This window comes from Stenotrophomonas sp. 89682_Sma (assembly GCF_056481405.1).
In genome coordinates, this window is the sequence record NZ_CM151147.1 from 116,475 (window position 1) to 127,460 (window position 10,986).

Here is a 10,986-nt window from a genome sequence, read left to right on the forward strand (position 1 = left end):
CCGCTACAATGCGGGTTTGCACTTGAACCGGACTGCCATGCAAGACCAGATCATCCAAGCGTTGCGCCAGAACCAGGCCGACCAGGCCGTGCAGCTGGCCCAGGCGTGGACCCATGACGAACCCGGCCAGGCCAACGCTCACCGCTGGCTGGCGCTTGCGCTGCAGCAGCAGGGCAACGCCGAGGAGGCGATGGAGGCCCTGCAGAAGGCGCTGCGGCTGGCCCCGGACGACGCCCAGCTGCACCTGCAGCATGCCGGCCTGCTGCTGGCACTGCGCCAGTTCGAGGGTGCCGACGAAGCACTGGTGCGCACCACCGGCCTCGATCCGAACTCGTTCTCCGCCTATCTGATGCAGGCGCACCTGGCGATCGGCCGCAATGACTTCGACGAAGCGCAGCGCATCTCGACCCTGGCCGCGCGCGTGGAGCCGGACCATCCGGAGCTGCTGACCATCGACGGCATGGTTGCACTGCGCCGCGGTGACGCCGACCGTGCACTGGCGCTGCTGTCGGCTGCCAGCAAGGCGCTGCCGGACGATACCCGCGTGCTGTACGCGCTGGGCTTTGCCTACCTGGGCAAGGACATGCTGGCGTTCGCCGAGCAGTCGTTCCGCCGTGTGCTGGAACTCAATCCGTCGCTGTCCTCGCTGCATGGCCTGGTGGTGCAGCTGGCACTGCGCCAGGGCAACGTGCCGGCCGCCGCCGAGGCCATGCAGGTGGCCCTGCAGCAGCCGGAGATGGACGTACCGTCGATGCGCCGCCTGGCGGGTGAGCTGTCGCTGCGCAATGGCCAGCCGCTGCAGGCCCTGGACTACCTGCTGCCGCTGCTGGAGACGCAGCCGGAAGACCGCCAGGTGCTGCAGCTGCTGCTGATGTCCTGGCAGCGCCTGGGCCGCGAGGACGAAGCGCGCGCACGCCTGGATGCGGTGCTGGACAGCAACGACCAGCTGCACGACGTGTGGCTGGCGCGACTGGCCATCGAGCAGGTGGGCAGCGAAAGCGCCGTGACCGCGGTCGAGCGCTGGATGGCGGCCATGCCCGCGCACCTGCCGGCCCTGGAGGCGCGCCTGCGCCTGCATGACATGGTCGGCGAACACGCTCAGGCCGAAGCAATCGCCGAACGCATCGTCAGCCTGGAACCGGGCCGCGTCAGTGGCGAGACCCGCCTGGTCGAAGGCCTGCTGCAGCGCGATCCGGCCGCCGCCGTGGCCCGCGTGCAGGCGCTGATCGAGCTGGCGCCGGAAGAGCATCGCGCCGACCTGCGGACGTGGATGGGCGAGATCCAGGACCGCGCCGGGCAGCCGCAGGACGCGCTGCGCACGTGGCTGTCGCTGCAGGCCGACCAGGCGCCGCACCGCTTGCCACTGCCGCCACAGGCCAAGTCCCCGCCGAGCTGGCCGGACAAGGGCACCATCGACGGCGATGCCAGCTCCGCGCCGATCTTCCTCTGGGGCGCACCGGGTTCGGGCGTTGAGCGCGTGGCAACCGGCCTGGCCGCTGCCAGCCCGGTGCTGCGCAGCGACCGCTACACCAACACGCCGCCCGATGATGCGTTCCAGAACTACAACACGCTGCAGGACCTGGCCTCGGGCGTGCTGACGCCGGAGCGGCTGGTGCAGCGCTGGCGTGAACAGCTGCCGGCACGTGGCCTGCAGAGCGACACCGTGATCGACTGGCTGCTGTGGTGGGACAACGCGCTGCTGTGGGCGCTGCGCCCGCAGCTGCCGCAGGGCCGCCTGGTGCTGGTGCTGCGCGACCCGCGCGACATGCTGCTGGACTGGGTGGCCTATGGTGCCGCCGCGCCGCTGGCGATGACGTCGTTGGCCGAAGCCAGTGAATGGCTGACCCGCGCGCTGAACCAGATCGCCACGCTGCATGAGGACGACCTGTACCCGCACGTGCTGCTGCGCATCGACCAGATCGGCAACGATCCGCAGGCGATGGCCGAACTGCTGGGTCGCCTGTTCGAGCGGCCGATGCCGCCGGCGGCACAGCTGGGCGCCCCGCGCCTGCCGGCCGGCCACTGGCGCAACTACCGCGACGTGATGAGCGCCGCCTTCGCCCAGCTCACCCCGGTTGCGGTGCGCCTGGGTTACCCGGAAGAGTGAGGAGAGTCCGATGCAGTTGACCAGCCACAGCCTGACCAACGGCGCACCGATCGATCGTGAGTTCGCCGCAGGCGACGCCAACGGTTTCGCCCCCGACCGCAACCCACACCTGGCCTGGACCGGGGCGCCGGCCGGCACCCGTTCGTTCCTGCTGGTATGCGTGGACCCGGACGTGCCGACCGTGCCGGAGACGGTCGGGCGCAATGACATGACGGTGCCGCGCGACCAGCCGCGCTGCGACTTCGTGCACTGGGTGATGGCCGATATCCCGGCCACGGTGCAGGAGATCGCCGCTGGCAGCTGCAGCGACGGCTTCGAGGTGAAGGGCAAGCCCGCACCCGCCGGCCCGGCCGGCAGCCGACAGGGCCTGAACGACTTCACCGGCTGGTTCGCGGGCAACCCGGACATGGCCGGTGACTACCTGGGCTACGACGGCCCGTACCCGCCGTTCAACGACGAGCGCGTGCACCGCTACTTCTTCCGCGTATTCGCGCTGGACGTGGCGTCGCTGCAGCTGCCGGCACGTTTCACCGCCGCCGACGCCTATCGCGCCATGCACGGCCACGTGCTGGCCGAAGCGGCATTGCATGGCACCTACACGTTGAATCCGGCGTTGGGTTGAGCTGCACACGGGTAGAGCCGGCCAGTGGCCGGCTCCGCCTGTAGCGTCGGGCCATGCTCGACGGTTTCCTTGATCATTTCACTGGCAACGGTGCCGGTTCGAACACTGCGGTGTCGCCCTGCGCGTTGCGCAGTACCAGCGCAACGCGCTCATCCAGCTCAAGCGTCGGTGCCGGTCTCCGGCTGCTCATCAGCGCTCCAGCACGTTCCTGCTGCACGACGATGTCGCCACGCATGCATCCGGCCACTGTCTGGATGCCGTTCTCCAGGATCAGCTGGTTGTCCTGCAGCCGGTACTGGCTGCTGACGTTGTTGCACAGGTTCAACTCGCTCATGTAACCGTGCCCGAAGCGCAGCGTATAGGGCGCGCGACCGCGGACGAACAACGCGTCGATGCGCCTGCCCTTTGCATCTGTGGCGCGGGTGAGCTGCCATGTGTGGGCTTCGAGCTGGGCGGTGGTGGGCGTGCTGGCAGCGGAGGCATCCGCGCACATGGCCAGCAGTGCAGCGGCCAAGAGGATGGGGACGTGCTTCATGCCGATCTCCCGATGCATCTGGGTAGCGCCGGCCGCTGGCCGGCAATATCCGCGTGTTGGCAGTGCTCCGCAGGGCAGCCGGCCAGCGGCCGGCTCTACCGACCATGAAGAAGGGCGGCCTTTCGGCCGCCCTTCAAGATGCAGCCGACTAACAGTCGGCTCTACATCACTTCTCGATGGCCGACTCGACCACCATGTCCAGCACGTACGCCTGCGACGGCGCATCGGCTGGCGGGTTCTTCACCTCGTAGCGCTTGACGCGCACCACGTTGCGCACGCCGTCTTCGTGGGTGTAGCCCTCGATGTTGCCGTAGAAGTTCTCGAACTTGCCCGGCTCACCCTGCTTCAGGCCCTTGTCGTCGAACTTCACTTCGCGCACCTGCAGGCACTGGTAGTCCGGGATCAGCGGGTGCGAGCACTTCGCGGTCTTCGCAGCCACTTCCAGGAACACGGTTTCGCCGGCGCCGCCATAGCGGGTTTCAGCAGTCGGTTCCGGGTTGAACACCAGCACGTCGCCCTTGGCAGTGGTCAGGGTCAGCTTGCCGTCGGCATCCTGCGTGGCCTTCAGCTCGCCCTGCAGGCGGCTCGACACGGCCTCGTCCAGCGCCATCAGCGCCTTGTCAGTGCAGGCCATCATGGTGGAAGCCATCGCGCCCACGGTCAGCTTGCCGTCGGCCAGGGTGTAGCTGCCGCCCATGTGGTTGCAGGCGTTGCTGACCGACAGGCGGCCGTCGGCGAAGTCCAGGGTGACCGGCTTGTCTTCACGGGCGAACAGCGCGTCGATGCGCTTGCCGTCGGCACCGGTGGCCTGCTGCAGCAGCCAGTGCTGGCTCTGCAGGCGCTGCGCATCCAGGTGCGCCAGCGTCTGCTGGTCTGCTGCCTTGGCCGCGGCCGGGGCCACGTCGTCGCCGCCGTTGCCGGCCGGGGCCGGGGTCTGGCTGCAGGCGGCCATCAGGGCCAGCGGGAGGAGCAGGGTGAGCTTGCGGTTCATGGTGATTCTCCTTGGGGAACCGTGGGGGAAACGGGGTGGGGCCGGCAACGGGGTTACCGTGCCCCGGTGCTGTTCAGCTGCCGGACGGCAACCACAGCAGCAGCGCTGCGCCCAGCGCGATGCGGTAAATGGCGAAGGCGGTGAACCTGTGCGACTTGATGTAGCCCATCAGCCACTTCACTACGACGAAGCCGGTGACGGCCGCGGCAAGGAAGGCCACGCCCACCTCGGTCCAGTTCTCGCTGTCCAGCTGCCCGGCCCTGGCCATCTCCAGGAAGGTGTAGGCGCTGGCGGCGAACATGGTCGGAATGCCGACCAGGAACACGAACTCTGCGGCGGCGGCGCGGCGGCTCAGGCCCAGCAGCATGGCCAGGAAGATGGCCGAGGCCGAGCGCGAGGTGCCGGGGAACACACCGGCCACCACCTGTGCCAAGCCCACACCGATCGCCACCGTCCAGGTCACTTGGTCGCGGTCGGGCAGGCGCGCGGTGTAGGCCTCCACCAGCAGCATCCAGACGCCACCGATGATCAGTGCCCAGGCCACCGGGCTGACCGTCTCCGGCAGTGACCAGCCGGCCTTGCGCACCACCAGACCGACCACTGCGGTGACCAGGAAGGCGGCGCCCAGCTTGAACACGTACTCACGGTTCTCGCGTTGGTTGAAACCGGTGGCCAGCTGCAGCAGGCGCTGGCGGAACACCAGCACCACGGCCACGATCGCGCCGGCCTGGATGACGATGTTGAAGAAGTCCGAGCGGGCCCCCAGCCAGTGCTGGGCGATGAGCAGATGGCCGGTGCTGGAGATCGGCAGGAATTCGGTCAAGCCTTCGAGGATGCCCAGCAGCAGGGCGGAGAGCAGGTCGGACATGGACGGTGCGTGCACGCGCGGCGGAAGGAAGAAGGTCGAGAGAATAGACGATCCCTGCTGCACCAAACGGGTGCGTCTGGTGAGCAGTGCACCCATTTGGTGCGCCCTGCTCTGCACCCGCACGGGGCGGTCTTTTTGAAATCAATGACTTGCGGCATCTGAAAAGTTGGCACGGTCATTGCTGTACCTCAGCAGGCATTCATCCCCATCCGAGGTCGTACCGATGTCCGTGGAAAACGTTGAGAAGCTGATCAAGGACAACCAGATCGAGTTCGTCGATCTGCGCTTTGTCGACATGCGTGGTGTCGAGCAGCACGTGACCTTCCCGGTCAGCATCATCGAGCCGTCGCTGTTCGAAGAAGGCAAGATGTTCGACGGCAGCTCGATCGCCGGCTGGAAGGGCATCAACGAGTCGGACATGGTGCTGCTGCCGGATACCGCCAGCGCCTACGTCGACCCGTTCTACGCCGATCCGACCATCGTGATCAGCTGCGACATCCTGGACCCGGCCACCATGCAGCCGTATGGCCGTTGCCCGCGCGGCATCGCCAAGCGCGCCGAGGCCTACCTCAAGTCCTCCGGCATCGCCGAAACCGCATTCTTCGGCCCGGAGCCGGAATTCTTCATCTTCGACTCGGTCCGTTTTGCCAATGAAATGGGCAACACCTTCTTCAAGGTCGATTCCGAAGAAGCCGCCTGGAACAGCGGCGCCAAGTACGACGGCGCCAACAGCGGCTACCGTCCGGGCGTGAAGGGCGGTTACTTCCCGGTTCCGCCGACCGACACCCTGCACGACCTGCGCGCCGAGATGTGCAAGACCCTGGAACAGGTCGGCATCGAAGTGGAAGTGCAGCACCACGAAGTGGCCACCGCCGGCCAGTGCGAGATCGGCACCAAGTTCAGCACCCTGGTGCAGAAGGCCGACGAACTGCTGCGCATGAAGTACGTCATCAAGAACGTCGCGCACCGCAACGGCAAGACCGTCACCTTCATGCCCAAGCCGATCGTCGGCGACAACGGCAGCGGCATGCACGTGCACCAGTCGCTGTCCAAGGGTGGCACCAACCTGTTCTCCGGTGACGGCTACGGCGGCCTGAGCCAGTTGGCGCTGTGGTACATCGGCGGCATCTTCAAGCACGCCAAGGCCATCAATGCCTTCGCCAACTCGGGCACCAACAGCTACAAGCGCCTGGTGCCGGGCTTCGAAGCGCCGGTGATGCTGGCCTACTCGGCCCGCAACCGTTCGGCGTCGTGCCGCATTCCGTGGGTGTCCAACCCGAAGGCACGCCGCATCGAAATGCGCTTCCCGGACCCGATCCAGTCCGGCTACCTGACCTTCACCGCGCTGATGATGGCTGGCCTGGACGGCATCAAGAACCAGATCGACCCGGGCGCACCGAGCGACAAGGACCTGTACGACCTGCCGCCGGAAGAAGAGAAGCTGATCCCGCAGGTCTGCTCCTCGCTGGACCAGGCGCTGGAAGCGCTGGACAAGGACCGCGAGTTCCTGAAGGCCGGTGGCGTGATGAGCGATGACTTCATCGACGGCTACATCGCGCTGAAGATGCAGGAAGTGACCAAGTTCCGCGCGGCCACCCACCCGCTGGAATACCAGCTGTACTACGCCAGCTGACCGGATGCGATGGCGGTGGGCTTCCCCCTCCCACCCGCCGCCATCGCTTCCGTTTTCGCGGCTGGGGAGCCGCAAGGCGGGCGCAGGCCCGCCGTTGTAGAGCGGACCGTTAGTCCGCTGCAATGGAACGCGGGCCATTGGCCCGCTTATCCAGGGGCAAGAGAAAGACCGGATACGCGACCAGGGCCGCCCTCCCTCCCGCGTCGGTCGTGCAAGGAGAGAGGCACGGCCGTCCCGGCCCTGTACGTGTCCGGTGCAACAGCCACGGCCATCACAGTGATGGCCGCTGGTTGCCTGATGCCAACGCGCGCTGGCGCGCTGGCCCCATCCACCATCGGGACATGCGCATGAAACTGATCTCCGCCATCATCCGGCCGTTCAAGCTCGACGAGGTCCGCGAGGCCCTGTCCGACGCAGGCGTGTCGGGCATCACCGTGACCGAAGTGAAAGGCTTCGGCCGCCAGAAGGGCCACACCGAGCTGTATCGCGGCGCCGAGTACGTCGTCGATTTTCTGCCCAAGATCAAGATCGAAACCGTGGTCACCGACGAACGTGCCGATGCGGTGATCGAAGCGATCCAATCGTCGGCAGGCACCGGCAAGATCGGTGACGGCAAGATCTTCGTCACCGCCGTCGAACAGGTCATCCGCATCCGCACCGGCGAAATCGGTGCCGACGCGCTGTAACCCCTTTCCGGAGACTCCCCCATGAAGATGCGCCTTCTCACCGGGTGGCAAGCCCGGTTCCATATCGTGTGCCTGTTGATGCTGCTGAGTGCGCTGGCCGCGGGTGCCTGGCCGGGCAATGCTCACGCCCAGGCGCAGGTGTCGCCGCTGCCGAGCGAAAGCGTGGCCGTTGAACCGCTGCAGGCACCGGTGGCGGCTGCACCGGCCAGCGCCGAGGCTGCGGCCCCCGCCTTCGACCACGGTGACGTGGCCTGGATGCTCACCTCCACCCTGCTGGTGCTGCTGATGGTGGTGCCCGGCCTGGCCCTGTTCTATGGTGGCCTGGTGCGTTCAAAGAACGTGCTGTCAGTGCTCAGCCAGATCCTGGTGGTGTTCTCGCTGGTGCTGCTGCTGTGGGTGGCCTACGGCTACAGCGCGGTGTTCAGCGCGGGCAATCCGTTCTTCGGCTCGTTCACCGAATTCGCCTTCCTCAAGGGCTTCACCCCCGAGTCGGTGGGCAACACGCCGATCAAGGGACTGCCGGACTATCTGTTCGTCGCCTTCCAGTCGACCTTCGCCGGCATCACCACCGCGCTGATCGTCGGTGCCTTCGCCGAACGCATCAAGTTCCGTGCCGTGCTGCTGTTCTCGGCGCTGTGGTTCACCCTCAGCTACATCCCGATGGCACATATCGTCTGGGGTGGCGGCTACCTGGGTGAGCTGGGCGCGATCGATTTCGCTGGCGGCACCGTTGTCCACATCAATGCGGGCGTCGCAGGCCTGGTCGCGGCGTGGTTCGTCGGCAAGCGCCTGGGCTATGGCCAGACCGCGCTGAAGCCGCACAACGTGCCGTTCACCTACATCGGAGCGATGCTGCTGTGGGTGGGCTGGTTCGGCTTCAATGCCGGCTCGGCGGCAGCGGCCGATACCGTGGCCTCGCTGGCCTTCCTCAACACCGTGCTGGCCACCGCCGCCGCCGTGCTCGGCTGGACGCTGGTGGAAGCAATCAGCAAGGGCAAGCCGTCGGCACTGGGCGCTGCTTCGGGTGCGGTGGCCGGTCTGGTCGGCATCACCCCGGCCTGCGGCACGGTCGGCCCGCTCGGCGCGATCGTGATTGGTTTCGTGGCCGGCGTGGTCTGCGTCTGGGGCGTGACCGGCCTCAAGCGCCTGCTGAAGGTGGACGACACCGCTGACGTGTTTGGTGTGCATGGTGTCGGCGGCATCGTCGGCGCGATTCTCACCGGTGTGTTCAGTGCACAGTCGCTGGGTGGTACCAAGGCGGATCTGGATATCGCCCATCAGGTCTGGGTGCAGGTGGTCAGCGTCGGCCTCACCGTGGTGTGGTCGGCGGTGGTGACCACGCTGATCCTGCTGGTGGTGCGCAGCGTGGTCGGTCTGCGCGTGACCGAGGAAGCCGAACGCACCGGTCTGGATGTGACCTCGCATGGTGAATCGGCCTACGAGGCCTGACCGGTTTCACGGTTTCAAGGGCGTCCCGCCACTGCTGCGCTGCACGCAGTGGCGGGCGTCAGGTACAGGTTTTCTTTGTGCCACCGGCATCAGTCGACGCAATGACGGAGCTCTGCTGGTTCCAGTGTAGATCCAGGGCTCTGCCCGCTGGCGGAATGCCCTCCGTCGGACATCACACTTTGCCTTGAAGGCTTGCGCCAGCGTGGTTCGCTGGCGCTTTTTCCTGCCACGTGATTCCCTTACAGTGCTGCCCCTTCCAGCCGCATCTTCGTCGGTCTGGCAGTCATCAGCAGGGAAAAGCATCGTGGAACAGGGACGTAAAGTACGCAGCCGGGTGTTGCAGTGGCGGTTGTCCGTGGGCGTGGCATTGGCCATCACTGGCCTCCAGGCGCCGGCATGGGCACAGACGGTGTCACCGGAGCAGGAACTGCTCCGGCAGCAGGAGCGCGAGCGCGTGCTGCGTGAACAGCAGGAATCCACACCGGATGTGCGCCTGCAGCCAGCCACCGAAGACCTCGGCCGCCTGCCGGTTGATGAGTCGCCCTGTTTCACCATCACCACCATCGCGCTGCAGGGCGAGCTTGCCGACCGCTTCCGCTGGGCGCTGGCGGCAGCCGATCCCCGCAGCAACCCCGCCACCGGGCGCTGCCTGGGTACGGCGGGCGTGGACATCGTGATGAAGCGCGTGCAGAACGCGATCATCGAGCGCGGCTACGTCACCACCCGCATCCTTGCCGCACCGCAGGACCTGAAGGCCGGCGTGCTGACGCTCACGGTCGTGCCAGGGCGCGTCAACGCCATCCGCTTCGCTGACGGAGAAGGCCGTACCCCCGCCCTCTGGAATGCGATGCCGGTGACGCGTGGCGAGGTGCTGAACCTGCGTGACATCGAGCAGGCGCTGGAGAACCTGCAGCGCGTGCCGACCGCCTCGGTGGACATACAGATCGCGCCACCGGCCGATGGCGCGGCCGCCAAACCCGGCGAAAGCGACTTGGTGATCAGCTGGAAGCAGGCGCGTCCGGTACGCGTCAACCTGACCCTGGACGATGCCGGCAGCCAGAGCACGGGCAAGATGCAGGCCGGTGCCACGGTGTCGGTGGACAACCCTGCGGGACTGAGCGATCTGTTCTACGTCAACGTGGGCAGATCGGTGTTCAACGGCAGCGAACGTGGCACCGACAGCTGGGCGGCGCACTACAGCGTACCGCTGGGCGGTTGGCTGCTGGGTGCCAACGCCAGCAAGTACGACTATGAGCAGACCGTTGCCGGTGCGTTCGAGAACTACGTCTACAGCGGCTCCAGCCGCAATGCGGAACTGCGGCTGACCCGCATGCTGTTCCGCAACGCGCATGCCAAGACCAGCATGTACGCGCGTGGCTGGTACCGCGAATCGGACAACTTCATCAACGATACCGAGATCGAAGTGCAGCGCCGGCGCATGGCCGGCTGGGAGCTGGGCCTGGGCCACCGTCACTTCATCGGCAAGGCGACACTGGATGTGAACCTGGCGTACCGCAAGGGTACCGGTGCCTTCAACGCGTTGCGTGCGCCGGAAGAGGCGTTTGGTGAAGGCACGGCGCATGGCCGCATCTATACCGCGGACGCGCAGCTGGTCCTGCCGCTGCAGTGGGGCAAGCAGAGCCTGCGCTACATCGGCAGCTGGCGTGCGCAGTGGAACCGCTCGCCATTGGTGCCGCAGGACCGGTTCTCCATTGGTGGCCGCTACACCGTGCGTGGCTTTGATGGCGAAATGTCGCTGACCGGTGAGCGTGGCTGGTTGCTGCGCAATGAAGTTGGCGTGCCCCTGGGCGGCGGCGTGGAGGCCTACGTTGCCGTTGATCACGGGCGTGTCGCCGGCCCGTCCTCGGCCCGATTGCTGGGCGACCGGCTCACTGGTACGGCCCTCGGGCTTCGCGGTGGCACCCGCCACATCAACTGGGATGCGTTCGTCGGCAGCCCGCTGTCCAAGCCGCGCGGCTTCCAGACCGCCTACACCACCTTCGGAATGAACCTGGGCGTCTCGTTCTGACGCCTGCACATGACCGGCCTGCGCAGTCCCCTGCGCGGCCAACACGATGCGGTACCGCGCAGCCTG

General features: G+C 66.8%; 9 protein-coding genes. 6 read left to right on the forward strand and 3 right to left on the reverse strand.

Annotated elements, in window-relative coordinates:
- Window positions 1–37: 37 nt before the first annotated feature.
- Window positions 38–2,107 (forward strand): tetratricopeptide repeat protein, encoded by a 2,070-nt coding sequence (locus tag ACZK29_RS00505; protein WP_111203129.1) that lies wholly within the window; start codon window positions 38–40, stop codon window positions 2,105–2,107.
- A 10-nt stretch (window positions 2,108–2,117) separates the two neighbouring features.
- Window positions 2,118–2,729 carry a YbhB/YbcL family Raf kinase inhibitor-like protein gene (locus ACZK29_RS00510; RefSeq protein WP_164146510.1) on the forward strand — a complete coding sequence of 204 codons (612 nt, stop codon included), beginning with the start codon at window positions 2,118–2,120 and terminating at the stop codon, window positions 2,727–2,729.
- Between the two features lie 73 nt (window positions 2,730–2,802).
- On the opposite strand, the gene ACZK29_RS00515 is transcribed toward ACZK29_RS00510, so the two are convergent.
- The 3 genes from ACZK29_RS00515 to ACZK29_RS00525 form a co-directional block, all read right to left on the reverse strand.
- Entirely contained in the window at window positions 2,803–3,264 is a 462-nt protein-coding gene (locus ACZK29_RS00515) for an META domain-containing protein (RefSeq protein ID WP_478446526.1), read from the reverse strand.
- A 166-nt stretch (window positions 3,265–3,430) separates the two neighbouring features.
- A complete protein-coding gene (locus ACZK29_RS00520; RefSeq protein WP_459048261.1) occupies window positions 3,431–4,255 on the reverse strand; it encodes an META domain-containing protein in 825 nt (274 codons plus the stop codon).
- A gap of 73 nt (window positions 4,256–4,328) precedes the next feature.
- Window positions 4,329–5,123, reverse strand: coding sequence for an undecaprenyl-diphosphate phosphatase (locus ACZK29_RS00525; protein ID WP_478446527.1), 795 nt, complete (start codon window positions 5,121–5,123; stop codon window positions 4,329–4,331).
- A 223-nt stretch (window positions 5,124–5,346) separates the two neighbouring features.
- Between ACZK29_RS00525 and glnA the strand changes: the two genes are divergently transcribed.
- The 4 genes from glnA (at window position 5,347) to ACZK29_RS00545 (ending at window position 10,920) form a co-directional block, all read left to right on the forward strand.
- On the forward strand, window positions 5,347–6,756 hold the full coding sequence (gene glnA, locus ACZK29_RS00530) for a type I glutamate--ammonia ligase (protein WP_010487206.1): 1,410 nt from the start codon (window positions 5,347–5,349) through the stop codon (window positions 6,754–6,756).
- Window positions 6,757–7,103: 347 nt separating this feature from the next.
- On the forward strand, window positions 7,104–7,442 hold the full coding sequence (locus ACZK29_RS00535; RefSeq protein WP_004134334.1) for a P-II family nitrogen regulator: 339 nt from the start codon (window positions 7,104–7,106) through the stop codon (window positions 7,440–7,442).
- A gap of 21 nt (window positions 7,443–7,463) precedes the next feature.
- Window positions 7,464–8,891, forward strand: a complete 1,428-nt coding sequence (locus tag ACZK29_RS00540; RefSeq protein ID WP_111203122.1) for an ammonium transporter — start codon at window positions 7,464–7,466, stop codon at window positions 8,889–8,891.
- A gap of 304 nt (window positions 8,892–9,195) precedes the next feature.
- Window positions 9,196–10,920, forward strand: coding sequence for a ShlB/FhaC/HecB family hemolysin secretion/activation protein (locus ACZK29_RS00545; protein ID WP_111203121.1), 1,725 nt, complete (start codon window positions 9,196–9,198; stop codon window positions 10,918–10,920).
- The last annotated feature ends 66 nt before the right edge of the window (window positions 10,921–10,986 follow it).

Coding starts and splice junctions, on each gene's coding strand:
- ACZK29_RS00505 (WP_111203129.1), top strand. CDS start 38: ATGCAAGACCAGATCATCCAAGCGTTGCGCCAGAACCAGGCCGACCAG.
- ACZK29_RS00510 (WP_164146510.1), top strand. CDS start 2,118: ATGCAGTTGACCAGCCACAGCCTGACCAACGGCGCACCGATCGATCGT.
- ACZK29_RS00515 (WP_478446526.1), bottom strand. CDS start 3,264: ATGAAGCACGTCCCCATCCTCTTGGCCGCTGCACTGCTGGCCATGTGC.
- ACZK29_RS00520 (WP_459048261.1), bottom strand. CDS start 4,255: ATGAACCGCAAGCTCACCCTGCTCCTCCCGCTGGCCCTGATGGCCGCC.
- ACZK29_RS00525 (WP_478446527.1), bottom strand. CDS start 5,123: ATGTCCGACCTGCTCTCCGCCCTGCTGCTGGGCATCCTCGAAGGCTTG.
- glnA (WP_010487206.1), top strand. CDS start 5,347: ATGTCCGTGGAAAACGTTGAGAAGCTGATCAAGGACAACCAGATCGAG.
- ACZK29_RS00535 (WP_004134334.1), top strand. CDS start 7,104: ATGAAACTGATCTCCGCCATCATCCGGCCGTTCAAGCTCGACGAGGTC.
- ACZK29_RS00540 (WP_111203122.1), top strand. CDS start 7,464: ATGAAGATGCGCCTTCTCACCGGGTGGCAAGCCCGGTTCCATATCGTG.